This window comes from Anaeromyxobacter dehalogenans 2CP-1 (genome assembly GCF_000022145.1).
GTDB classification, from domain to species: domain Bacteria; phylum Myxococcota; class Myxococcia; order Myxococcales; family Anaeromyxobacteraceae; genus Anaeromyxobacter; species Anaeromyxobacter dehalogenans.
In genome coordinates this window covers 1393127-1416775 of record NC_011891.1, presented here as the reverse complement: position 1 = coordinate 1416775, position 23649 = coordinate 1393127, and the positions used below count along the sequence as shown (strand labels likewise).

General features: G+C 76.2%; 24 protein-coding genes. 14 read left to right on the top strand and 10 right to left on the bottom strand.

Features of this window, described 5'->3' with window-relative positions; translation table 11 throughout:
• Window positions 1–2: 2 nt before the first annotated feature.
• Window positions 3–1568, bottom strand: a complete 1566-nt coding sequence (locus A2CP1_RS06320; RefSeq protein ID WP_012632586.1) for a serine/threonine-protein kinase — start codon at window positions 1566–1568, stop codon at window positions 3–5.
• A 34-nt stretch (window positions 1569–1602) separates the two neighbouring features.
• Between A2CP1_RS06320 and A2CP1_RS06315 the strand changes: the two genes are divergently transcribed.
• Complete coding sequence (locus A2CP1_RS06315; protein WP_012632585.1) at window positions 1603–1947, top strand: hypothetical protein; 345 nt, start codon at window positions 1603–1605, stop codon at window positions 1945–1947.
• A gap of 27 nt (window positions 1948–1974) precedes the next feature.
• Here A2CP1_RS06315 and cutA read toward each other — a convergent pair whose 3' ends face one another.
• From cutA to A2CP1_RS06300, 3 genes are read right to left on the bottom strand one after another with little or no spacing between them, the layout of a single operon-like run.
• The gene (cutA, locus tag A2CP1_RS06310; RefSeq protein WP_012525251.1) at window positions 1975–2292 is read right to left on the bottom strand and encodes a divalent-cation tolerance protein CutA; all 318 of its coding nucleotides are present in this window, start codon (window positions 2290–2292) and stop codon (window positions 1975–1977) included.
• A gap of 28 nt (window positions 2293–2320) precedes the next feature.
• On the bottom strand, window positions 2321–3478 hold the full coding sequence (locus tag A2CP1_RS06305; protein ID WP_012632584.1) for an acyl-CoA dehydrogenase family protein: 1158 nt from the start codon (window positions 3476–3478) through the stop codon (window positions 2321–2323).
• Window positions 3479–3488: 10 nt separating this feature from the next.
• A complete protein-coding gene (locus A2CP1_RS06300; protein WP_012632583.1) occupies window positions 3489–4040 on the bottom strand; it encodes a chalcone isomerase family protein in 552 nt (183 codons plus the stop codon).
• Window positions 4041–4311: 271 nt separating this feature from the next.
• On the opposite strand from A2CP1_RS06300, the gene A2CP1_RS06295 reads away from it, so the two are divergent.
• Window positions 4312–6834: an ATP-binding protein gene (locus A2CP1_RS06295; RefSeq protein ID WP_012632582.1), complete on the top strand. Its 2523-nt coding sequence runs from the start codon at window positions 4312–4314 to the stop codon at window positions 6832–6834.
• On the opposite strand, the gene A2CP1_RS06290 is transcribed toward A2CP1_RS06295, so the two are convergent.
• Both A2CP1_RS06290 and A2CP1_RS06285 read right to left on the bottom strand, forming a co-directional pair.
• Window positions 6835–7767: a DMT family transporter gene (locus tag A2CP1_RS06290; RefSeq protein ID WP_012632581.1), complete on the bottom strand. Its 933-nt coding sequence runs from the start codon at window positions 7765–7767 to the stop codon at window positions 6835–6837.
• A complete protein-coding gene (locus tag A2CP1_RS06285; RefSeq protein WP_012632580.1) occupies window positions 7764–8768 on the bottom strand; it encodes a DMT family transporter in 1005 nt (334 codons plus the stop codon). Before A2CP1_RS06285 ends, A2CP1_RS06290 begins: the two co-directional genes overlap by 4 nt.
• A 104-nt stretch (window positions 8769–8872) precedes the next feature.
• Between A2CP1_RS06285 and uvrA the strand changes: the two genes are divergently transcribed.
• A complete protein-coding gene (gene uvrA, locus A2CP1_RS06280; protein ID WP_012632579.1) occupies window positions 8873–11773 on the top strand; it encodes an excinuclease ABC subunit UvrA in 2901 nt (966 codons plus the stop codon).
• Between the two features lie 76 nt (window positions 11774–11849).
• On the opposite strand, the gene A2CP1_RS06275 is transcribed toward uvrA, so the two are convergent.
• The 3 genes from A2CP1_RS06275 to A2CP1_RS06260 form a co-directional block, all read right to left on the bottom strand.
• Complete coding sequence (locus A2CP1_RS06275; RefSeq protein ID WP_041450455.1) at window positions 11850–12953, bottom strand: HNH endonuclease; 1104 nt, start codon at window positions 12951–12953, stop codon at window positions 11850–11852.
• 628 nt (window positions 12954–13581) lie between these two features.
• A complete protein-coding gene (locus A2CP1_RS06265) occupies window positions 13582–14124 on the bottom strand; it encodes a beta-class carbonic anhydrase (RefSeq protein WP_012632577.1) in 543 nt (180 codons plus the stop codon).
• A gap of 140 nt (window positions 14125–14264) precedes the next feature.
• Complete coding sequence (locus A2CP1_RS06260) at window positions 14265–14522, bottom strand: hypothetical protein (protein ID WP_012632576.1); 258 nt, start codon at window positions 14520–14522, stop codon at window positions 14265–14267.
• Window positions 14523–14681: 159 nt separating this feature from the next.
• On the opposite strand from A2CP1_RS06260, the gene A2CP1_RS06255 reads away from it, so the two are divergent.
• The 11 genes from A2CP1_RS06255 to A2CP1_RS06205 all read left to right on the top strand — a co-directional run bounded on the left by A2CP1_RS06255 (window position 14682) and on the right by A2CP1_RS06205 (window position 22851).
• Window positions 14682–15890, top strand: a complete 1209-nt coding sequence (locus A2CP1_RS06255; protein WP_012632575.1) for a hypothetical protein — start codon at window positions 14682–14684, stop codon at window positions 15888–15890.
• Between the two features lie 70 nt (window positions 15891–15960).
• Window positions 15961–16383 (top strand): NUDIX domain-containing protein, encoded by a 423-nt coding sequence (locus tag A2CP1_RS06250; protein ID WP_012632574.1) that lies wholly within the window; start codon window positions 15961–15963, stop codon window positions 16381–16383.
• Window positions 16380–16934 (top strand): AmmeMemoRadiSam system protein A, encoded by a 555-nt coding sequence (amrA, locus tag A2CP1_RS06245; RefSeq protein WP_012632573.1) that lies wholly within the window; start codon window positions 16380–16382, stop codon window positions 16932–16934. The genes A2CP1_RS06250 and amrA overlap by 4 nt, the downstream gene beginning before the upstream one ends.
• Window positions 16931–17986, top strand: coding sequence for a M50 family metallopeptidase (locus A2CP1_RS06240; protein ID WP_012632572.1), 1056 nt, complete (start codon window positions 16931–16933; stop codon window positions 17984–17986). Before amrA ends, A2CP1_RS06240 begins: the two co-directional genes overlap by 4 nt.
• Window positions 17987–18017: 31 nt before the next feature.
• The gene (locus A2CP1_RS06235) at window positions 18018–18671 is read left to right on the top strand and encodes a molybdenum cofactor biosynthesis protein MoaE (RefSeq protein WP_012632571.1); all 654 of its coding nucleotides are present in this window, start codon (window positions 18018–18020) and stop codon (window positions 18669–18671) included.
• 67 nt (window positions 18672–18738) lie between these two features.
• Window positions 18739–19107, top strand: coding sequence for a response regulator (locus A2CP1_RS06230; protein ID WP_245529997.1), 369 nt, complete (start codon window positions 18739–18741; stop codon window positions 19105–19107).
• Complete coding sequence (locus tag A2CP1_RS06225) at window positions 19104–20057, top strand: HD-GYP domain-containing protein (protein WP_012632569.1); 954 nt, start codon at window positions 19104–19106, stop codon at window positions 20055–20057. The genes A2CP1_RS06230 and A2CP1_RS06225 overlap by 4 nt, the downstream gene beginning before the upstream one ends.
• A gap of 30 nt (window positions 20058–20087) precedes the next feature.
• On the top strand, window positions 20088–20717 hold the full coding sequence (locus A2CP1_RS06220; protein WP_012632568.1) for an HAD family hydrolase: 630 nt from the start codon (window positions 20088–20090) through the stop codon (window positions 20715–20717).
• Window positions 20718–20812: 95 nt separating this feature from the next.
• Complete coding sequence (locus tag A2CP1_RS06215; RefSeq protein WP_012632567.1) at window positions 20813–21124, top strand: hypothetical protein; 312 nt, start codon at window positions 20813–20815, stop codon at window positions 21122–21124.
• A gap of 170 nt (window positions 21125–21294) precedes the next feature.
• Window positions 21295–22488 carry a S1C family serine protease gene (locus A2CP1_RS06210; protein WP_012632566.1) on the top strand — a complete coding sequence of 398 codons (1194 nt, stop codon included), beginning with the start codon at window positions 21295–21297 and terminating at the stop codon, window positions 22486–22488.
• Between the two features lie 66 nt (window positions 22489–22554).
• Window positions 22555–22851 carry a hypothetical protein gene (locus A2CP1_RS06205; protein WP_012525232.1) on the top strand — a complete coding sequence of 99 codons (297 nt, stop codon included), beginning with the start codon at window positions 22555–22557 and terminating at the stop codon, window positions 22849–22851.
• On the opposite strand, the gene A2CP1_RS06200 is transcribed toward A2CP1_RS06205, so the two are convergent.
• Window positions 22848–23633, bottom strand: coding sequence for an RNA methyltransferase (locus A2CP1_RS06200; RefSeq protein ID WP_245529996.1), 786 nt, complete (start codon window positions 23631–23633; stop codon window positions 22848–22850). The two genes, A2CP1_RS06205 and A2CP1_RS06200, sit on opposite strands and share 4 nt — an antisense overlap.
• Window positions 23634–23649 lie beyond the last annotated feature (16 nt).

Sequence of the window (23649 nt, the reverse complement as noted above, 5' to 3'; positions counted from 1 at the left end):
CGCTACTCCAGCGCCACGCCGAGCAGCTCCGCGGTCTCGCCCGCGCGCACCTCGACCGTCGCGCCGGCGCGGAAGCCGTCCTCCGTCCGGAACTCGACCCGGTGGCGCCCCACGGTCACCTCCAGCGTGCGCACCTCGCCCGCGCCGAGCGGCGGGCGCTGCGCCTCGCCGTCCAGCACCAGCGTGGCCGCCACCCGCGCCTGCACCGAGATCCGCCCGGTGGCGGGCCGGCCCGGGGCCGTGCGTCCCTGGGGCGCGGCGGGCGCCGCGGAGACGGTCGGGATCGCGGGCGCCGCCGCGACGGGCGCCGCCGCCACGGGCGCGCCGGGGGGCTGGGGCCGGCGCGGGCCGGTGAACGCCAGCACGGCCGCGACCGCCACCAGCGCGCCGAACCCGGCGGCGGCCGCGGTGCGGCCGGACACGAGCGCCGGGCGGGACGGGGCGGGCGCGGCGAGCGCCTCGGGCAGGCGGAAGAACGGCGGCGCGGCGAGCCCGCCGTCGGCGCCGTCGGCGCCGCCCCCGGACGCCGGCGGCTCGTCGGGGCGGACCGCGATCACCTGGGTGCGCTCGGGCGGCGACGGCTCGCGCGCCGGGGCCGGCGCGGCGCGGAGCTTCTCGAGCCGGTCGAGCTCCGCCCGCAGCTCGCCGGGGAACGAGACCGCCATGGTCCGGGCCAGCGCCGGCGGATCGCCGGGCGGCTCGTCGGGCGGCACGCCGTGCGTGAACGCGAGCAGCGCGTCGCGCAGGTCGCTCGCCCACTCGAAGCGCTGCGCCGGGTCGCGCGCCAGCGCGCGCAGCACGATGGCGTCCAGCTCGGGCGGCAGCCCGGGGCGGGCCCGCGACGGCGGCGGCACCTCGGCGCGGCGCACCCGCTCCAGCACCGAGAGCTCGGACTTGCCGCTGAACAAGCGCGCGCCGGTGAGCATCTCGTGCAGCACCACGCCCAGCGAGAACACGTCGGAGCGGTGGTCCACCGGCTGGCCGCGCACCATCTCCGGGCTCATGTAGCCGAACTTGCCCCGCAGCACCGTGTCCTGCCGGCGCGTGCGCAGCGCCGCCTGGGCGATCCCGAAGTCGATGATGCGCACCGAGCCGTCGAAGCCGAGCAGCACGTTCGCGGGCGAGACGTCGCGGTGGACCACGCGGAGCGGCGAGCCGAGCGCGTCGCGCTTGCGATGCGCGTGGTCGAGCGCGTCGGCCACCCGCGCCGCCACGTGGGCCGCGAGCGGCACCGGCATCGGCTCGCCGCGCGCGCGCAGCCGGTCGAGGAGCGCCCGCAGGTCCTTGCCGGGCAGGTAGTCCATCGCGATGTAGTAGCCCTCGCCGTGCATCCCCAGCTCGTGGATGGGGACGATGGCCGGGTGGTCGAGCTGGACGACGAGCCTCGCCTCGTCGAGGAACATCGTGATGAACTCGGCGTCCTCGGCGAGCGTGGGGAGGATCCGCTTCAGCGCGTACAGGCGCCCGGCCGGCTCGCCGCGGCGGATCGCGACGTACACCTCGGCCATGCCGCCGACCGCGATGCGGTCGAGGAGGAGGAACCGGCCGTAGGGTATGGGCTTCCGCATGCAGGGGGCCCGGGGGTCCGGCTATGATACCCCGATGGCGACCACCTGCTACGGCTGCGGGGCGACGCTGCGCATCGACGGACCGGTGGGACGCCGGTCCACCTGCCCCGAGTGCGACGCGGATCTGCACACCTGCATGTGCTGCCGCCACCATGACGAGGCGGCGGCGCACCAGTGCCGGGAGCCGCACGCCGACCACGTGGTGGAGAAGGACGCCTCGAACGCCTGCGATCTGTTCCAGCTCGGAGACGGCGCCTCGCGCCGGCGCACCGGCCGCTCCGAGGCCGCGCGCAACGCGCTCGGCGCGCTGTTCGGCGAGGCGCCCCGGGCGACCGAGGATCCCCGCGATGCGCTCGAGGCGCTGTTCCGGAAGAAGTAGACGGGCCCCGCGGACCGGGTGCCGCCGTCAGGAGGTCTCGGCCGCGATCCAGGCGAGGTAGGCGTCGCTCCCCGCCTCCACCGGCAGCACCAGCACCTCCGGCACCTGGTACGGATGCAGCTCGAGGACGCGCGCCCGGAGCGCGTCCACGCGGGCGGCGCGGGTCTTCAGCACGAGCAGCGCCTCGCCCTCGTCGTGCACGCTCCCCTCCCACCGGTAGATCGACCGGATGGCCGGCACGACGTTGCCGCAGGCCGCGAGCCGCTCCTCGACGAGCGCCCGCGCCAGCCGCGCGGCGACGTCCGCGTCGGGCGCGGTCACGAGCACCACCCGCGCCTCCGTCATCCCGCCCTCCGGCCGCCCGCTCGCCGCGTCACAGCCCCGCCGCGCGCGACACCAGCTCGCGCATGATCTCGGACGTGCCGCCGGCGATGGTCATGGCCCGCACGTCGCGCCAGGCGCGGGCGATGTCGCTCTCCAGCACGTAGCCCATGCCGCCGTGGAGCTGCATGCAGTCGTAGGCCACCCGCTGGGCCAGCTCGCAGGCGAACAGCTTCGCCATCGAGATCTCGCGCACCGCCGGCTCGCCCCGCGCCAGCAGGTCGGCCGCCCGGTAGGTGAGCCAGCGCGCCGCCTCGACCGCGGTGAGGTGATCCGCGAGCCGGTGCCGCCAGGCCTGGAACTTCGCGACCGGCCGGCCGAACGCGCTGCGCTCGCCGCCGTAGCGCATCGCGTCCTCCAGCATGAGCTGCATCCCGGCGACGGCCTGGACGGCCGCCACCAGCCGCTCGCCCTGGAAGTTCGCCATGACGTGGTAGAAGCCCTGATCCTGCTCGCCGAGCAGGTTCGCCGCCGGCACCCGGCAGTCCTCGAAGAACAGCACCGCGGTGTCCGACGAGGGCAGCCCCACCTTCTCCAGCGTGCGCGAGACCTGGAAGCCCTTCACGTCGGTGGGGAACAGCAGCAGCGAGAGCCCGCCGTGGCCGGCCTCGCCGGTGCGCACGGCCAGGGTGAGGAAGTCGGCCCGCGCGCCGTTCGTGATCCACATCTTCGAGCCGTTCACCACGAGGTCGGCGCCGTCTCGCCGCGCGGTGGTGCGGATGGCCGCCACGTCGGAGCCGGCGTCCGGCTCGGAGATCGCGAGCGCCGCCACCCGCTCGCCCCGGACCGCGGGCGCCAGGAACTCCCGGCGCTGCGCCTCGGTGCCGAGCTCCCCGATCACCGGGATGGCCATCTCCCCGTGCACCAGCATGGAGACGGCCAGGCCGGCGTTGCGGCAGCGCGCCAGCTCCTCCGCGTAGGCGACGACGTACCACCAGTCGAGCCCCGAGCCGCCCACCTCCGGCGGCTGCCGGATGCCGAACAGGCCCAGCTCGCCGAAGCGGCGGAACAGCGCGCGCGGGAAGCTCCCCGCCTCGTCCCACTCGCGCCCGTGCGGCGCGAGCTCCTGGTCCACGAACGCGCGGACCGTCCGGCGGAACGCCTGGTGGTCCTCGGTGAACGGCTCGAACGCGACCGCCGGCGCGCCCATGGTCGCTCCGCTACTTCCCGAGCATGCGGCGCTTCAGGTCGTCGTCGGCGGGCTTCCGGCCGAGCCAGTTGCGGAAGAGCGCGTCGGCGAACGCCTTGCCCTCGACCGTGGCGGTGCCCTTCGGCCCGGTGACCACCGCCCCGGTGCCCGGCAGGTAGGTCACCGTGATCTCGCCGCCCTTCTTGACGTCGCCGATGGCGGGCGCGATCCGGTCGAGCTGCGGCACGAGCGCCGCCGCCTCGGCCCCGGAGTTCGCCTCGAAGCCGTCGCGGAACGCGCCCATGATCGACTTCTGGTCCACGTCGCGCCGGAACACCATGCGCACGCGCCTCGGCTCGTCCGCCGCGAGGATGGCGTTCGCGTCCGAGGACGGCGTCGCGAGGTAGAGCGCACCCACGTAGACCTCGATCCAGAGCTTCTTCCGGATGCCCGCCCCGTTCAGGCGGAGCTCCTTGCCCTCGACGGTCACGCTGTCCGGGAGCTCCACGCCCGCGACCTTGCGGGCCGCGGCGCCGAGCGGGAGGACGAGGAGGAGGGCGGCGACGGCGGCGGCCTTGCGCATGCTTGACTCCTGGTGATCGAGAGGTCCCGCCAATCTACCGCGCGCCGCGCGGCAAGGCAGCCGCCCGGCGCTGGCCCCGGGTGGGCCGCTGCCGGCCGACCGTCCGGGCGGGCCCCTCCCTGTGCAGAAGGCCGCCGGCGTGCGGTGCGAGGGCCTCGCGGCGCCGCGCGAGCGGGCGAGCGATCGCGGTCCCCTTCCGTGCGCGGCCGTGCGACGTCGGAATACACCGCCGGCGGCCCTCGTTTGCACCGCCGGAGGAATCCCAGCCCGCATGCTGCGCACCATCCGCTCCCGCCTGTTCCTGCTGGTGGGGCTCGCCTCGCTCGCGTTCGTCGCGCTCGGCGCGCTCGTCTCGGTCCGCTCGCTCCGCGCGCGCGCCGAGGCCGAACAGCTCTCGAACCTGGATGTGGCGCGGACCGCCGCGGCCGCGCTGCGCGCCCAGATCGACGGGGTGGCCCGCGCCAGCGCGGTGCTCGGGCACGCGCTCGACGGCGGCCGGATCCTGGGCGAGGACGCGGCGCACCTGCTCTCGGTGGCCGTGCAGGACTCCGGCGTGGTCCGCGATCTCTCCTGGGTGGCGCCGGACGGCCGGGTGGTCGCGTCCAGCGACGCGCGGCTGCACGAGGTGTCGTTCGCCGACCGCGCCGAGCTGCGCCGCCTGCTCGCCGGCGACGCGGTGGCGGTGGGGGACCTGGTGCGCAACCCGGCCGACGGCGCGCCGGTGGTGGCGGTCGCGACCGCGGTGCGCGACGGCGCGGGGCGGCTCTCGGGCGCGCTCCTGGCCGCGGTCGATCCGGAGCGGCTGGCCGCGCGCGTCCTGCCGGCCCGCGAGGGCGAGGGCAGCGTCGGCATCGTGGATCGCGCGGGGCGGCTGGTGGCGCGCGTCCCGGCCATCCCGCTCGCCTGGGACGACCGCCTGGTGGCGGGGGCGCAGGACCTGGTCCGGGCGGCGCTGGCGGGCGCCGAGGCGACCGGCCCGATGCGTTCCGAGGGTGGCGGCCCGGCGCGGCTCGCGGCGGCGGTGCCGGTGCCGGAGCTGGCGTGGGCGGTGCGCGCGACGCAGCCTCGCGCGGACATGCTCGCGCCCATGCGCCGCGAGCTGGCGATCGGCGTCCTCGGCGCGGGCCTGGTGGCGCTGGTCGCGCTGGGCGCGAGCTGGGCCGTGGGCGCGCACACCTCGCGCGCGCTGCGCCGGCTGGAGCGCCACGCCGCCGCGCTGGGGCGGGGCGAGGCGCCGGAGCCGCTCACCGGGCCGGACGAGGTGGTCCGCCTGGGCGCCGCGTACGCGCAGATGGCCCGGCACCTCGACGCGGTCCGCCGCCGGTTCGAGGCGGCCTTCGCCGAGGCGCCGGTCGGCGTGCTGATCCTGGATCCCGCCGAGCTGCGGGCGCGCTGGGCCAACCCGGCGTACCTCGCGTTCCTCGACGCCCCGTTCCGCGGCGAGGGCGTGCAGGGGCTGCGGCTGGAGGAGTTCCTGCCGCGCGCGCAGGAGGCCGGCCTGGTCGCGCTCCTGCGCGAGGTGGCGGCCGGCGACGTCGCGCACGAGGAGCAGGAGTACCGGTACGACGGGTTCGCCCGGGGCCCGACCTGGTGGCGCTGGTCGGTGCGCGCGGTCGAGTCCGGCGGCGGCACCCGCGACCTCGTGCTCATGGTCACCGAGGTCACCGAGCAGGTCCGCGGCCGCGAGCAGGTCGAGGCCGACCGGCGCCGGCTGGAGGCGGTGCTGCGGGTGCTGCCGGTGGGCGTGCTCATCGCCGACGCCGGCGGGCAGGTGGTCCAGGCGAACGACGCGGCCCGGCGGATCTGGGGCTCGCGCGCGCCGCTCCGCCCGGGCGCGCTCTACCGGGAGCAGCGCGCGCGGCGGGCCGACTCCGGCGCGCCGCTCGCCGCCGGCGACTGGGCGCTGCAGCGCGCGCTCCGCTCCGGCGAGGCGGTCGGCGGCGAGCTGGTCGAGATCGACCGCTTCGACGGGACGCAGGCGGTGGTCCTGAACGGCGCCGCGCCCATCCGCGACGGCGAGGGGCGCGTGGTCGGCGCCGTCACCACGCTGCTCGACGTGACCGAGCTGCGGCGCGCGGTGCGCAACCGCGACGAGGTCCTGCAGGTGGTCTCGCACGACCTGCGCACGCCGCTGTCCGCCGTGACGCTGGGCGCCGCCGCGCTGACCCGGCTGCCCGACGGCCCGGAGGCGGCCGCGCAGGCCCGGCGCGCCGCCGCGCGGCTCGCCGCCGCCGGCCGCCGCATGAACCGGCTCATCGACGACCTGCTCGACCTCGAGACGCTGGAGGAGGGCCGCCTGTCGATGCGGCCGGAGCCGTGCGACCCGGCGGATCTGCTGGGCGAGGCGGCCGACCAGCTCCGCGAGGCCGCGCGGGCGAAGGGGCTCGACCTGTGCCTGTCCGCCGCGCCCGGCCTGCCGCCGGTCGCGTGCGATCGCGACCGCGTGCTGCAGGTGCTCGGGAACGTCGCGTCGAACGCGGTGAAGGCCACCGAGGAGGGCGCGGTCTGCCTCGCCGCCGAGGCGCAGGCGGACGGCGCGGTGATCTTCCGCGTCCGCGACACCGGCCCCGGCATCCCCGACGCGGACCTGCCGCACGTGTTCGACCGCTTCCAGCGCGGCAGCGCCGCGCGCTGGCGCGGCTCGGGCCTGGGGCTCGCCATCGCGCGGGGGCTGGTGGAGGCGCACGGCGGCCGGATCTGGGCGGAGAGCGCGCCCGGGGCCGGCACCACCGTGAGCTTCACCCTGCCCCCCGCGGCCGCGCCGGACGAGGCCGCGCACGCCGCGACCGCCTGATCAGGCGCCGCGCGCGCGGGGCCGATGCCCGAGCACCGTGCCGTAGGCCACCCCGGCCACGCCCACCAGCATCCCCGCCATGCCTGCGGCGCTCACCCGCTCGCCGAGCAGGAGCGCCGCCAGCCCGTACTGCGCGAGCGGCGTGAGCTGCAGCCACACCGCAGCCTCGCCGATGGAGAGCGCGCCGTACGCCTCGGTCATGAGCACCTGGGCGGCGTAGGCGGCGAGCCCCATCCCCGCGGCGAGCGCCCAGGCGGTGAGATCGGTGGGCCAGGCGCCGAGCGCGAACGGGAGCGCCACCGGCAGCCCGCCCAGGCAGAAGTAGAAGAAGATGGTCGGCGCGTTGTCGGTGGCCCGCATGGCGCGGATGACGACCGACGAGAACGCGGCGAACACCGCGGCCCCGACCGCGAGCGCCTCGCCCAGCCCCACCCCGAGCGCGAGCGACCCGTTCCCGAGCACCAGCACCACGCCGCCGGTCGCGACCAGCAGCGCCAGCACCAGGTGCACGGTGGGGCGCTCGCCGAACGCGCGGATGCTGAGCGCGGTCGCGATGACCGGGAACAGGTTGTAGAGCATGCCGGCCTCGCCGGCCGGGATGCGCGCGAGCGCGAGGAAGTACAGCACCACCACGATCCCGCCGGACACGCCGCGCGTCCACAGCAGGCGGAGGTCGTGCGGCCGGTACAGCGCGGGGCGGACGCGGAACGCGACCAGCGACACCGCCGCGCCTACCACGAACCGGATGACGGTGAGCTGGCCGGCCGAGAACGCCGCGCCGCCGCGCGAGAGCCGCCGCGCCAGCACCGCCATGAGCCCGAAGGAGAGCGCCGCCCCGAGCAGCTCGAGGCGCGCGAGCCAGCGCGGCTGGGGCCGCGGGGCCCCGGCGCTGCGCGCGGGGGCGGCGGGCACGGCGGCGGGCTCGGGCGTCACGGCTCCTCCGCCGGCAGGCCCTCGGCCATCCGCGCCTCGCGCGAGCGGGCCTCGCGCGGCGCGTGGCCGAGCAGGCTGCCGTAGAGGATGCCGCCCAGGCCCAGCAGCACGCCGAGCACGGTCGCGAGCGAGAGCCGCTCGCCCAGCGAGAGCGCCCACAGGTAGCTGGCGATGGGCGTGAGCTGCTGCCAGAGCGCCGCCTCGGGCACCGAGAGCGCCCCGTAGGCCTCGGTCATGGAGAGCTGCGCCAGGAACGCGACCGCCCCGACGCCCAGCGCCGCCAGGTAGGCGCCGGGCGCCGACGGCCAGGCGTGGAGCGCGAACGGCAGCGACACGAGCAGGCCGCCCACCGAGAACGAGAAGAAGATGGTCGGGGCGTTGTCGGTGGGGCGGAGCGCGCGGATGGCGGTGACGGCCGCGCCGCCCAGCACGCCGGACACGATGCCGAGCCCCTCGCCCCAGCCCAGGCCGAGGCGGACGCTCCCGCCGCCCAGCACCAGCCACACCCCCGCGCTCGCCACCGCGAGCGCGATCCACAGGTGCACCGTGGGGCGCTCGTTCAGCACGAACAACGAGAGCAGCACCGCCCAGATGGGGAAGGTGTTGTTGAGCAGCGTGGCCTCGCCCGCCGGGATGCGCTCGATGGCGAGGAAGTAGAGCAGCGCCGCCACCCCGCCGAAGAGGCCCCTCGCGAAGAGGAGGTCCTTGCGGTGCGGCCGGAACGTGCCGGGGCGCGCCCGGAACAGCGCCAGCACCGCGGCGAGCCCGATCGCGAACCGGACCAGCGTGGCCTGCCCCCCGGACATGCCCTGCCGCGCCGCCAGCTTGGCGAGCGCCGCCGAGGCCCCGAACAGCACCGCCGAGGCGAACAGGAGCGCGCGGGCCCGCCGGCGCAGCCGCACGCGATCGGGCGAGCGCCCGCCGGCCACCCCTCCCGCCGCCCGGGCGGGCGTCGCGTCGCTCGGCGCGAGCGCGCCGGCAGGGAGCTCGGGAGGGGCCATGGGCCAGTCGGTGCTATCACCTTCGCGGGAAACGCGGAAGGCGCGCCGCCCCCCGGCCAGCGGCGCTGGCCAATGTCGGAATCCTCCGTTAAGTAGACCGCTTCATGAGCGAGCCCGAGTTCATCTCCGTCAAGGGGGCGCGCGAGCACAACCTGAAGTCGGTCACGTTCGAGATCCCCAAGAAGAAGCTGGTGGTCTTCACGGGCGTCTCCGGATCCGGCAAGTCCTCGCTCGCCTTCGACACCCTCTACGCCGAGGGCCAGCGCCGTTACGTCGAGTCGCTCTCCTCCTACGCCCGGCAGTTCCTCGGGCAGATGGAGAAGCCGAAGTACGACACCCTCCGCGGGCTCTCGCCGACCATCTCGATCGAGCAGAAGGCGGCCTCGAACAACCCGCGGTCCACCGTCGGCACCATCACCGAGGTGCACGACTACCTGCGCGTGCTCTACGCCTCCATCGGCGTGCAGCACTGCCCGGGCTGCGGCCGCGCGGTCGGCAAGCAGACCGCGCAGCAGATCGTGGACACGGTGCTGGGGATGCCGGAGGGCGCGCGCATCCTGGTGCTCGCGCCGCTGGTGCAGAACCGCAAGGGCGAGTACCGCGACCTGTTCGCCGACCTCGCCAAGCGCGGGTTCTCGCGCGTCCGCGTGGACGGAATGATCCACCAGCTCACCGACCGGCTCACGCTCGACAAGAAGCTGAAGCACGACATCGAGCTGGTGGTGGATCGCCTGGTGGTGAAGGACGGCATCCGCCCGCGCCTCACCGACTCGGTGGAGACCGCGCTCCGCGAGGGCAAGGGCACGCTGGTGGTGGCCGACGCCGACAAGGAGCAGAAGGTCGGGCCCGGCGATCCGGAGGAGTACAAGCGGCACGACCGCTTCTTCTCCGAGCTGAACGCCTGCCACGCCTGCGGCCTCAGCTTCGGCGAGCTCACGCCCCCCGGCTTCTCCTTCAACTCCCCGCTCGGCTTCTGCCCGGACTGCCAGGGCCTGGGCACGCGCCCGGAGATGGACCCGGACCTCATCGTCCCCGACCCGTCGCTCACCATCCGCGAGGGCGCGGTGGAGCCGTGGGCGAGCGGGATGGAGCGCGGCGAGGGCTGGACGTTCGAGTTCGTCGAGCACCTGTCGCGCGCGCTCAAGCTGGACCTCGACACGCCCTGGTCCAAGCTGCCGAAGAAGGACCGCGACGTCATCATGCTCGGGACCGAGGCCGCCGGGAACGGCCGCTACCGGCTCGAGTGGGAGGGCGTCGTCAACCAGCTCTACCGGCGGTTCAAGGCCACCGGCTCGGAGGCGATGCGGCGCTGGTACATGCGCTTCTTCTCCGACAAGCCGTGCCCGACCTGCAACGGCGAGCGCCTGAAGCCGGAGAGCCGCGCGGTGCGAATCCGCGGCCGCGGCATCGTGGAGCTGTCGCACCTCACCATCGCCGACGCGCACGCGTGGCTCTCCGCGCTCGACCTCGGCGGCAACGAGGCGCGCATCGCCGACGAGCTGCTGAAGGAGATCCGCAACCGGCTCAAGTTCCTGCTCGACGTGGGGCTCGGCTACCTCACGCTCGACCGGCCCGGCCCGTCGCTCTCCGGCGGCGAGAGCCAGCGCATCCGGCTGGCCTCGCAGATGGGCTCCGAGCTCACCGGCGTCATCTACATCCTCGACGAGCCGTCCATCGGCCTGCACCAGCGCGACAACGGCAAGCTCCTCGCCACGCTCAAGCGGCTCCGCGACGTGGGCAACTCCGTCATCGTGGTGGAGCACGACGAGGAGACGATGGAGGAGGCCGACTGGATCGTGGACTTCGGGCCCGGCGCCGGCGCGCACGGCGGCGAGGTGGTGGCCGAGGGCACGCCCGAGCAGGTGAAGCGCAACCCGCGCTCGCTCACCGGCGCCTACCTGTCCGGCCGGGCGGAGATCCCGCTCCCCGAGCGGCGCCGCGCCGGCGACCACGGCGCCATCACCATCTTCGGCGCGCGCGAGCACAACCTGAAGGACGTGACCGCCACGTTCCCGCTGGGCCGCTTCGTGGCCGTGACCGGCGTGTCCGGCGCGGGCAAGTCCACCCTCGTCAACCGCATCCTGCGCCCCGCGCTCATGCGCCACCACTACGGCACGCGCGAGGCGCCTGGTGCGCACGAGCGGCTGGAGGGCGCGGCGCTGGTGGACAAGGTCATCGACATCAACCAGCAGCCCATCGGCCGCACCCCCCGGTCCAACCCGGCCACCTACACCAAGCTCTTCGACCACATCCGCGAGGTGTTCGCCCAGACGCCCGAGGCGCGCGCGTTCGGGTACCAGCCCGGGCGCTTCAGCTTCAACGTGAAGGGCGGGCGCTGCGAGGCGTGCCAGGGCGACGGCATGAAGCTCGTCGAGATGCACTTCCTCGCCGACGTGCTGGTGCCGTGCGAGGTGTGCGGCGGCAAGCGCTTCAACGACGCCACGCTCCGGGTCACGTTCAAGGGCAAGAACGTCGCCGAGGTGCTCGACCTGTCGGTCACCGAGGCGGGCGCGCTGTTCCAGAACCACAAGGAGATCGCCCGCATCCTGCGGACGCTCGAGGATGTCGGGCTCGGCTACCTGAAGCTGGGCCAGCCCTCGACCACCCTCTCCGGCGGCGAGGCGCAGCGCATCAAGCTGTCGCGCGAGCTGGCGCGGGTGGGCACCGGGCGGACGCTCTACGTGCTCGACGAGCCGACCACCGGCCTGCACTTCGAGGACGTGAAGCGGCTGCTCCACGTGCTCGACCGGCTGGTGGACGCCGGCAACAGCGTGGTGGTCATCGAGCACAACCTCGACGTCATCAAGTACGCGGACTGGGTCATGGACCTGGGGCCCGAGGGCGGCGACGAGGGCGGCCGGATCATCGCCGAGGGGACGCCGGAGGAGGTCGCGCGGGCGCGCGGCAGCTACACGGGCGAGCACCTCGCGAAGGTGCTCGCGGCCCACGCCGCCCGCCGCCGCACGGCCCCGTCCCGCGCCGCCGAGCGCTCCGCGGCGGGGTAGGTGGGGATGCCGCCGCCGCCGCCCGCGGCGGGGACCGCCGTTCGCCGCGCCGACGCCGCGAGGTGAGACCGCCGCCTCATGCCGACCCGCCGCGAGCGCGCGGGGCATACGCGTCCATGAGCGTGTCGCCGAGGATGCGCCGCGCCTCCTCGAGGTTGTGCCCCCGGCAACGGATCCGGAGGTTGTCCGCGGTGGAGGCCCCGCCGCGCGCCCGGGGCACGAGGTGGTCGAGCTCGAGCCGGTGCGTGGCCCCGCACGTCGCGCCCGACGCCAGGACGAAGGTGCATCGTCCGCCGTCGCGGGCCCAGACCTCGCGGCGGACGTGGGCCGGGACGTGGTCCGGGCGCGTGGAGGGGCGAGGGTCCTTCCGCGGCTTCGCCGTGAGCCCCTTCCGCCGGCCGCGCTCGGCGATGAGCAGGTCGAGCGCCGCCTCGAGGACGTTCTCGCGGGAGGCGCCGGGCATCGAATGCGAGAGCGCGTCACGCGCGGCGTCGAGCTTCTTCAGGAACGCCTTGGACACCGTGAGGTGCATGCGCGCCTGGTCGGAGTCGAGCCAGTCGACGGTGCTGGGCTTCGGGGCAGCGGACACCGCTCGCAGTTCGACAGGCTCACTGCGAGCGGACTCTACGAGAGCCTCACTGCGAGCGGACTCGGAGTGAGCCGCGGCCTCGACTCGACTGGGTACATTCAGTTCGGGCGCCCGAAATAGAATCGGCTCCGCAGCAGGCGCCGTCCCGATCGCCGGTGCAGAGACCGCCCGCACCGGCACGACGACCTCGCGCCGCGGCGGGTTCGCCACGGGCCGGATCGAAGCAGCCACCTCCGCCGCATCCCGGCTCGACAGGCCGTAGAACCGCGGCAGGACCTCCGCGCAGTTCTCGGTGGTCACCACCTTCGCCAGCTCGCAGACGGACGAGAGGCACAGCTTGCCGTCCCGCAACCCGCTCTCGACCGCCGGGTACCGCCGGATGAGCTCCGCCGCCGTCTTCCGGTACTGCGCCGCGCCGGCCGACAGCCCCAGCTCGCGACGCAGGAACGAGAACAGCGACGTGTGCCCGCGCTCCCGCCACAGCGCGCGCCGATCGAACTCCGCCAGTGCCACCAGGAACTCCGCCATCGCATGCCGCTCGGAGCGGAGCAGAAAGACGAGACGCTTCGTGAACTCGGCAGCGTTGTCCATGCACGAAGCATCGCACGCGATCTTCGCGCTTCGTGAAACGCACCAGGATCCCCCCAGACGCGCGAGCGCAACCATGGCCTCGCGACTCCTCGCCTCGTCATCCAGCGCCCCAGCCGCGCCCTGCCGGCGCGCCAGAGCCCTGCGCCCCAGCGATTCCGCTGACGGACGCCGCCCCGCCCGCAACGCCCGTCAAGCCCCCAGAGCGTTCCCGTTGGGCCGCAAACAATCACTAACAGTGACCGCCCCGCGCGCCCGGCGCGCCCGGCGCGCCCCGCGCGCCCGGCGCGCCCCGCGCGCCCCGCGCGCCCCGCGCGCCCCCGCGCGCCCCCGCGCGCCCCCGCGCGCCCCGCGCGCCCCCCGCTCCCCGCGCTCCCCGCGCTCCCCGCGCGCCCCCGCGCGCCCCCGCGCGCCCCGCGCGCCCCGCGCGCCCCGCGCCCCCCGCTCCCCGCGCGTCCCGCGCCCCGCCCCAAGAGCTTCTCGTAAACCGATCCCGCCGTACCGCCCACGGCCAGTCAGCCCCGCCCCGACCACCCCCGCTCCTCAAAGCCCCCGACCACCCCCGCGCCTTCAAAAGCCCCCCCGCTCCTTCAAAGCCCCGCCCCCTGCTCCTTCAAAGCCGCCCGCCCCCCTACCCGAACACGTGCTCGTACCCGCGCTCGATGACCTCCAGCGCGCCGGTGCGGATGTCCATCAGCGCGGCGTGCACGGGGATGTGGCGAGGGAGGAACGGCGACGCGCGGATGGCGCGCACCGTCTCGCGGGCGCCCTCGCGCACGTCCGGCACCAGGCCGAAGAACGCGCCGGGGTCCTGCGGGATGTCCGCGTCGGCCACGCCGCGGGCGCGCATCACGCGGCGCAGCTCGGTGCCGCCGACGCTGGCGACGCCGCAGTCGGTGTGCGGGATGACCAGGATCTCCTGGCAGTCGTTCACGTACACGGACGCGGCCAGCGCGCGCATCAGCTCGGAGCCGGGCGCGATGCGCGCGCCGGGCACGCGGAGCGCCACCGCGTGGCCGCGCTCGACGCCGAGCGCGCTGCCGAAGAAGTGCGTCAGCCGCGGATCCACGCACGTGACGATGCACAGGTGCCGGTGCGCGATGTAGCTGCCGGGGTCCTTCCCCGGGCCCGCCACCTTCCGGTTGTCCTCCAGGATCTCGTCGAGCAGTGCCACGTGGCTCCTCTCTGGCCTCGCCCGGCCCGGGGCGGGCCGGACAGGTTAGAGCGCCTGCCCGCCGGCGACAACCCACCGGAACGCGAAGGGCCGCCCCGTCGCCGGGGCGGCCCGCCGATGCTGCGCTGCGGCGAAACCGCTCAGCTCTTCTTGGTGTCGTCCTTCTTCTCGGCGGCCTTCTTGGCGGCGCAGTGCGGGCACTGGCAGTTCGCGCCGCACTTGCACTCCTTGCCCTCGCCGGCGCACGGGCAGCCGACCTTGGCGTCCTTCTTGTCGCCCTTGTCCGCCTGCGCGGACTTGTGCATCGGGCAGTTCTTGCAGCCGTCCTCGTCCGCGAGCGCCGGCTGCGCGGCGAAGACGGCGAACGCGGCAGCGGCCGCGAGGAGCATCCGGATCATGGTCGTCTCCATCGGTGGTGAGCGGCCGCGGACGGCCGGCGTGGAGCGCGAAGCCTAGGAACCGGTGCGCCAGGGTGTCAAGCGAAGGACGGTCGCAGCCGGGGCGGCCGGGGGACGTCGTGTGGACCCGCCCCGATCCGGCCGCTAGATTGCCCGGCGATGACGACCCTCGACCCCGACCGCCTGCTGGCCATGCTCCGCGACCCGAACGTGGAGAGCCAGGAGATCGCGGCGCTCGTCGGCGCCCCGCGCGAGGAGGTGGGCCGCGCCGCCCGGCTGGTGCTCGGGCTGGCCCGCGCGAAGCCGGAGGAGGTCGCGACGCTCCCAGCGCCGCTCGCGCTGGCCCTCTCGCGCGCCGCGCTCGCGGCGCCCCGCGCGGACGTGCTGGCCGCGCTCGCCGGCCACGCCTCCCGCGACGTCGCCAAGGAGGCGAAGCGCGGGCTGCACCTCCTGCGCATCCGAGGGGTCCAGGTCCCGGAGCCGCCGCGGCCCGCGCCGCCGGTCGCCGCGCCCGCGCCGGCCGAGCCGCCCCCGCCCGCCTACGCCTCGGCGGTGGACGGCCGCGGCGAGCGGGCGGTGTGGCTCTCGCGCGCCGTGCCGGGCAAGGGCATCGAGGTCGGGCAGGCGGTGATCTCCGACGAGCGCGGACTGGTGGAGCTGCAGGTGGCGCTGCTCGGGCGCAAGGAGTGGCGCGCGTTCGCGCGGGGCATCCTCGACCGCGGCGCGGCCATGGGCGTCGGCGAGATCGAGCGCGCCCGCGCCCACGCGCTGGTGGCCGAGGCCCGCGCGCGCAACGAGGTGACCGGCCAGCGCGTACCCGAGGGCAGCGACCTCTGGCTGGCGCAGCTCGGGCCGGCCGCGCCGCTCCCGGATCCGGCGGCGCGCTTCCCCGCGCTCCCGGACGCGGAGGAGGCCGCCGCCCTCGAGGCATCCGGCGCGCTCCACGACCTGCCGCTGCTGCGCGGCTGGCTCGCCGACGAGGGCTACCTGCGCGAGGTCGCGGCGCGGCTCGACGAGGTGGCGGTGTCGCCGCTCTACCTCGACGAGCGGCAGCGCGCCGAGCAGATGGCGCGCGTCCTGGACGAGGCGGTGGTCCGCTACCTCGAGCCGCCGCGGCGCGCGCTGCTGGCGGGCCGCCTCTACTCGGTGGCCGAGCACCTCGACGCCGCCGGCGACGCCGCGAACGCCCGCGCCGCCGCCGCGGCCGCGCGGGCGCTGGTGGCCGGCAGGGCGGCGGGCGAGATCCCGTTCGCCCGGCGGCTCCTCGAGAAGGCGTTCCCCCCCGCCGCGCCGGCCACCGCCGGGCCGGACGCCGGCGCGCCGCCGCCCGGCGAGGCGGGATCGCCGCTCATCGTGGCGCCGCGGTGAACCGTCGCGCCGAAGCGCCCGGCCCCCCTCGCGAATTGACCCCCGGGGCGGCCTGCGCTACCTCTGCACCGTGCCGCCCCCCGCCGGTCCGTCGCCCACCGTGGACGTGGTGATCCTCCTGCCCGGGGACCGGGTGGTGATGGTGCGCCGCAAGTACCCGCCGCCCGGCTGGGCGCTTCCGGGCGGCTTCGTGGACGCCGGCGAGACGCTCGAGGCGGCCGCGATCCGCGAGGCGCGCGAGGAGACCGGCCTCGAGGTGACGCTCGAGGACCTCGTCTACGTGTACTCGGACCCGCGCCGCGATCCCCGCCGCCACACGCTCTCGGCGGTGTTCATCGGGCGCGCCGCCGGCGAGCCGGCCGGCGCCGACGACGCGGAGGAGGCGCGCGCCTTCGCCTGGGACGCGCTGCCCTCGCCCATCGCCTTCGACCACGGCGAGATCCTCGCCGACGCGCGGCGCCTGCTGCTCACCGGCGCCCGGCGCCGCCCATGACCCCGCTCTCCGCCACCGACCGCGCCGCCCTGCTCGGCATCGCGCGCGGCGCGATCCTCGCCCACCTCGGCCTGACCCCGCCGCGCCCGCTGCCGGAGGACGGCGCGCTGGGCGAGCGACGCGGCGCGTTCGTCACGCTCGAGGTGGACGGCGAGCTGCGGGGGTGCATCGGCACGTTCCAGCCCGCCGGCAGCCTCGCCGCCACCGTGGCCGCGATGGCGGTCGCCGCCGCGCACGAGGATCCGCGCTTCCCGCCGCTCGCGGCGGAGGAGATCGCCCGGCTCACGCTGTCCGTGTCGGCGCTCGGCCTGCCCCGGCGCATGGCGGACCCCGGCGAGCTGCACGTAGGGCGGCACGGCCTCCTGGTGAAGCAGGGCTGGCACCGCGGCGCGCTCCTCCCCAGGGTGGCCGTCGAGCACGGCTGGGACGCGGCCACCTTCCTGAAGCACGTGTGCCTGAAGGCCGGCCTCCCCGCGCGCGCCTGGCAGGAGCCGGACGCCGAGGTCGAGGTGTTCGAGGCCGACGAGTTCGGCGAGGAGCCCAAGCATTGACGACCGCCGTCGCCGTGATCGCCGCCGTCCTGGCGGTGTCGCTGCTCATCGTGCTGCACGAGGCCGGGCACTACCTCGCCGCCCGCCGCTCCGGCATGCGCGTCGAGCGCTTCAGCATCGGGTTCGGCCCGGTGGTGCTCTCCTTCCGCCGCGGCGAGACCGAGTTCGCGATCTCCGCGCTGCCGCTCGGCGGCTACGTGCGCATCGCCGGCATGGCGCCGGGCGAGGACGTGGACCCGGCCGACCGCGGCGCGTACGCGAACCAGCCGGCCTGGCGGCGGTTCGGGGTGATCCTGGCCGGCCCCGCGATGAACTACCTGGCCGCGGTGCTCATCGCGGCGGCGCTGCTCGCGAGCGTGGGGCTGCGCACGCCCGACGCCTCGGCGCGGGTGGGCGCGCTGGTGCCGGGGAAGCCGGCCGAGGTGGCCGGGCTGCGCCCCGGAGACCGGATCGCCGCGGTGGACGGGCAGCCGGTCGAGCGCTGGACCGACCTCGTCGGTCAGCTCCAGCGCCACCCCGGCCGGCGCATCGTGCTCGACGTGGAGCGTGGCGAGGGCGCAGCGGCGCAGCGGCTCGCGCTGCCCATCACGCCGGAGGACGACGACGGGGTGGGCCGGGTCGGCTTCCGGCAGCACGACGTGCTGGTTCGGCGCGGCGCGCTCGGCGCGCTCGCCGACGGGTTCGCGCGCACCAACGCGCAGCTCGGCGGCCAGCTGGCCGCGTTCGGCCAGGCGTTCTCCGGCAGGCAGAAGGCGGAGCTGTCCGGGCCGGTGGGCATCGCGCAGGAGCTGGTGCGCGGCGCGCACGAGGGCGTGGAGCGCTTCTTCACCCTGGTCTGGACCATCTCGGTGGCGCTGGCCCTGCTGAACCTCTTCCCCATCCCGGCGCTCGACGGCGGGCGCCTGGTGTTCCTGGGCTACGAGATCGTCACGCGGCGGCGGGTGAACGCGCGGGTGGAGAACGCGCTGCACCTCATCGGCTTCGTGGCGCTCGTCGGGCTCCTCCTCGCGGTCACCGTCTTCGGCGACCTGGCCCGCCTGCGCGGGCGCTGAACCGGGCCTCCCGGCGCGCTACGCTCCCTCCATGCCCGTCCACGTCCTCTACTTCGCCGGCGCCCGCGACGCGGCCGGCACCTCGCGCGAGACGCTCGCCGAGGTCCCCGCCACCGTCGCCGACCTGCGGCGCGTCCTCGCCGCGGCGCACCCGGCGCTCGCGCGGATCCTGCCGCGCTGCCGCATCTCGGTGGACCAGGCGTTCGCCGACGACGGCGACGCGGTCCGCGACGGCGCCGAGGTGGCGCTCATCCCGCCGGTGGCGGGCGGCGCGCCGGTCTTCAAGGTGGTGGATCGCCCGCTGACGCTCACCGAGGTGGTAGACGCGGTGTCCGGGCCGGGGCTGGGCGGGATCGTGACGTTCACCGGCACGGTGCGCGACGCGACGCGCGGCCGCCGCGTGCTGCGGCTCGAGTACGAGGCCTACCCGGCCATGGCGGAGCGGACGCTCGCCGCCATCGGCGAGGCGGTCGGCCGCGAGCACGGGGTGCAGGTCGCCATCGTGCACCGGGTGGGCGTGCTCGCGCCCGGCGAGGCGGCGGTGGTGATCGCCTGCGCCGCCCCGCACCGCACCCCGGCGTTCCGGGCCTGCGAGGCGTGCATCGAGCGGCTGAAGCAGGACGTCCCCATCTGGAAGCGCGAGGTGTACGAGGACGGGTCGGAGTGGGTGGGCCTGGGCCCGTGACGCGCGCGCCGGGCGCCCGCCCGCGCCCCGGCGGCGCCGGGGCGGCGTGCTATCCTCCGCGCTCCAGGTGCGGCGCGTGAAGGTCCTCATCGCAGACGACGACCGGCTGGTCCGGACCATGGTCGCCGACCTGCTCGCCGAGCTCGGCCACGAGGTGGTCGCGGCCGGGAGCGGGCCGGAGGCGGTGGAGCTGGCGGCCCGCGAGGCGCCCGACCTGCTCGTCCTCGACTTCCTCATGCCGCGGCTCTCCGGGCTGGACGCGCTCCGCGCCATCCGCGAGGCCGGCTCGCGCGCCCCGGCCGTCCTCCTGACCGCCATCAGCGGCCGCAGCGTCCGCGGGGTGGAGGGCGCCGACGCCGCCGAGGTGGTGCTGGAGAAGCCGGTGACGCGCAAGGCGCTGGCGCGCGCGCTCGAGCGGGCGGTGCGGGCGCGATGAGGGTGTTCCGGACGCTGTTCCTCTCGATGCTGGCGGCGAGCGCGCTGCCCACCGCGGTCCTGGCGGTGGTCCTGGTGCAGGACCGGGGCGGGCTGGGCGCGGCGCCGGCCGCGGCGGTGCTCGGGTCGGCGGCGCTCTCGGCGATCCTCTCGGCCTTCGTGGCGCGCCGGTTCACCGAGCCGATCCGCGCCAGCGTGCAGGGCGCGCTCGAGATCGCGCGCGGCCGCTTCGGCCGGCAGCTCGCGGTGCGCAGCCGCGACGAGCTGGGCGACCTCGCGCACGCGTTCAACCACATGTCGCGCGAGCTGGCGGGCTACGACGCCGAGAACCGCCGCCTGGTGGCGGCGCTGGAGCGCGGCTACCTCGACACGATCCGCAGCCTGGCCTCGGCCATCGACGCGAAGGACCCGTACACGCGCGGCCACTCGCAGCGGGTGGCCGAGCTGGCCGTCGAGATCGGCCGCGAGCTGGGGCTCGGCCCGCAGGCGCTGCTCGCGCTCGAGTACGGCGGCGTGCTGCACGACGTGGGCAAGATCGGCATCCCCGACCACGTGCTCGCGAAGCCGGTGCCGCTCACCGCCGAGGAGATGGCGCTCATGCGCGAGCACCCGCGCATCGGCGCGGAGATCGTGGGCGGCGTCGCGTTCCTGCGCGAGGCCCTCCCCGCCATCCGCTGCCACCACGAGCGCTGGGACGGCGCCGGCTACCCCGACCGGCTGGCGGGCGGCGACATCCCGCTGGCCGCGCGCATCGTGAACGCCGCCGACACCTGGGACGCCTGCACGTCCGACCGGCCCTACCAGGCGGCGCTCGCGCCGGGCGCGGCGGCCGGCGTGCTGGCGGAGCTTCGCGGGGCGCAGCTCGATCCCGCGGTGCACGACGCGCTGCTCGCGGTGCTCCGCCGCCGTGGCGCGCTCCCGCCCGCCGGGAGCGCCGAGAGCGCCGCGTGAGCGCGGGGCGGGTGTAGACTCGCCGCCGCCATGCCGCGCCTCGCCATCCTCGATCTCGACGGCACGCTGGTCGACTCGCTCGACGACCTCGCCGCCTCGGTGAACCACGCGCTCGCCACGGTGGGCCTGCCGCCGCGCACGACGGACGAGATCCGCGGCTTCGTGGGCGAGGGCGCGCGGGTGCTCCTCGAGCGCGCGCTCGGCCCGCACGCGGAGCGGCTCGAGCCGGCGCTCGCGGCCTGGCGCGCGCACTACGAGGTCCACTGCCTCGACGCCACCCGCACGTACCCCGGGCTCGCCGCGGCGCTCGCCGGGGCCGGCCGCACGCTGGCGGTGCACACCAACAAGCCCGGCGCGATGGCCCGCCGGATCCTCGACGGGCTCGGGCTGCTGGGCCGCTTCGCGGTGGTGGTCGGCGGGGACGAGGCGCCGCGCAAGCCGGACCCGGAGGGCGTCCGCATCATCCAGTCGCGCGTGGGCGCCACCGACGCCGAGACGGTGTTCGTGGGGGACAGCCCGGTGGACGTCGCGACGGCCCGCGCCGCGGGGGTGCAGATGGTCGCGGTGGGCTGGGGCCTGCGCAGCCGCGCCGCGCTCCTCGACGCGGGCGCGACGGTGCTGGTCGAGAGCGCCGCGGAGCTGGTCCCGTGGCTCGCGTGAGGGCGGCGGCGCGGTCGCGCGGCGGCGCCGCCCGGACCGCGCGGCGGGGCTCCGAAAACTCGCCGCGACCCCGCGGCCGTGCTACCCGGAGTCCCATGCTGAAGCTCCTGCTGAAGCTCGCCGTCGCCGGCGCCGCGCTGGCCGCGGTGTGGGCGTTCGTGCCGTTCGGCGGGCGCACGCTGGGCGACCGCTGGAAGGCCGCGCGGACCCCGTCGGAGTTCGTGGACCGGACCTGGGCCGAGATGAAGGGCACCGCGCCCGCGAAGGCGCCGCCCCCGCGGCCGCCCGCGCAGGCCCGGCAGCAGCCGGGGCGTGGCGGGACCCCGGCCCGGCCGACCGAGGGCCACACCGAGGCGGACCGCCGGGCGCTCGACCGCATCGTGGCCGAGCACCTCGACGGACGCTGACCTCCCCTCCCCCGCCGCCCGCGCGAGCGTCGCACCGGGCGACCCGCCGCCCGTCCGCCCGGCGCTGGCCCGGGTCCGCGCCCTGACACGCGGGTGCGCCTTCTTGCGCACCTCGTCGCCGCCGCCCCACCTTGGATCGGGAGCTCGCGCCTGCGCGGGCGGAGGTGGCCATGTCGGGCTGGACGGTGCTGCTGGCGGCGGTGCAGCTGGTCGCGGGCCCCGCGCCCGGCGCGGGCGGGGCGGCCCCCGCGGCCCCCGCGGCGGCGGCTTCACCCGTGGCGGCGTCCGCCGGGGCGAGCGCGCGCGGCGCGCTCTACACCGAGGCCGCGCGGGCCCCCGCGCCGCCGCCGCAGGCGATGGCGGGGCTCCCCGATCTCTCCCGGCTCGCCGAGGCGGCCATCCCGGCGGTGGTCGGGGTGGTGACGCTCCAGCCCGAGCCACCGCAGGGGCAGGGCAGCGACGACGGCCTGCGGGAGCTGTTCGACAAGCTGCACGACGGGCCGCGGCGCGGGATCGGCTCGGGCTTCGTGATCCAGCGCGACGGCTGGGTGCTCACCAACGCCCACGTGGTGGAGGGCGCCGACCGCGTCGAGGTGGACCTGGGGGGCGGCGTCCCCCGGCTGGCCGCGCGCGTGGTGGGGCTCGACGGGGAGTCGGACGTGGCGCTCCTCAAGGTGGACGCGCCGCGGCCGCTGCCGGTGGTGCCGCTGGGCGACTCCGACCGGATCACCGTGGCGGAGTGGGTGATGGTCATCGGGAGCCCGTTCGGCCTCGACCACTCCGTCACGCTCGGCATCATCAGCCACACCGGCCGCAACGACATCTCGCCGGTGGGACGGCCTGGCACCTACGACTTCATCCAGACCGACGCGTCCATCAACCCGGGGAACTCCGGCGGCCCGCTCCTCAACCTGCGCGGCGAGGTGGTCGGGATCGCCACCGCCGTCAACGCCACCGGTCAGGGGATCGGCTTCGCCATCCCCATCAACATGGCGAAGGAGATCGTCGGCCAGCTCCGCGAACGCGGGCGGGTGGTGCGGAGCTGGATGGGCGTGTCGGTCCGCGAGCTCACCCCGCAGCAGGGCGTCCCGCCCGGCGGCGTGGAGATCACCGAGGTGGCGGCCGGCGGCCCGGCCGCCGTCGCGGGGCTGCGCCCGGGCGACGTGATCATCTCGATCCAGGGGCACGCGGTGCACACCCCCTCGCGCCTGCGCTGGTACGTCTCGACCGCCGGCGTGGGGCGCGAGGTGGAGCTGCGCCTCCGGCGCGCCGGCAACCCGGAGCGGACGCAGAAGGTGCTGCTCGCGGAGGTGCCGGTCCACGAGCAGGCCCGGGCCGAGGCGCGGCAGGTGCTGGGCGAGTGATCCGGGCCGGCCGCGGCCCCCGCGCTGTTGCGCTCCGGCCGCGGGTCTGGTAACCACCGCCCCTCTATGGCCGAGACGACCACGAAGACCAAGAAGAAGGCCCCCGCCGCGAAGGGCGGCGGCAAGAAGAGCTGCACCATCGCCGGCTGCAAGCGCGCGTACCGTGCGAAGGGCCTCTGCTTCTTCCACTACAAGAAGTTCCGCCGCGGCGAGCTCGAGGCGAAGCCGGCCCGCTGGATCGCCTGCTCCAAGCCGGAGTGCAAGAAGAAGGTGTTCCAGCACGGCCTGTGCGAGGAGCACTTCACCGCGTGGAAGAAGTCGCGCAAGAAGAACCAGGGCGCCGAGGCGGCTCCCGCGGCCTAGGCCGTTCCGTCGCCGCGCGGCGGCAGCCGCAGCGCACGCTCCAGCGATCGCAGCGCCCCGAGGAGCAGCTCGACCTCGCGCTGCGTCGGGTCGGCGCGCGCGAGCAGCCGCCGGAAGTCCGCCAGGATGTGCTCCGGGTTCTGCGGGTTCAGGTACCCCGCGGCGCCGAGGACCGCCTGCGCGCGCGCCCACAGCGCCTCCACGGTCTCGATGCGGGCCGGCGCATCGCCGCCGCGTCCGGGCGGCGCCTCCGCGGGCGCCGCGCCGGCCGGCGGCGCCGCGCGCGCCACCTCGTACGCGACCACTGCCACCGCCTGCGCCAGGTTCATCGAGTCGTAGGCGGCGGCCGTGGGGATGGTGCAGACGGCCTGGCACAGCTCCAGCTCGGCGTCGGACAGCCCGCGGCGCTCCTCGCCGAACACCACCGCCACCTCGCCCTGCTCGGAGCGCCGGACCAGCTCGGCCGCCAGGCCGCGCGGCTCGAGCCAGGGCCGCCCCTCCACCGCGCGGGAGGTCGTGCCGCACACCCAGGTCGCCGGGCCGATGGCCGAGCGGAGGTCGGGGTGGATCTCGGCCCCGTCGAGCAGGTCCGAGGCCTTCCGGGCCATCCGTCGCGCGCGGGCGAGCACGTCGTCGCGGGCGGTGACCGCGCCCGTTCCGGGGGTGCGCGGCGGCCCGCCCCAGGCCGCCGGGGCCACCACCACCAGGCGGGACAGGCCGAAGTTCTTCATCACCCGGGCGGCGGCGCCGACGTTGTCGGCGCTCTGCGGCCGGTGGAGCACGAGGCGGATTTTTCCC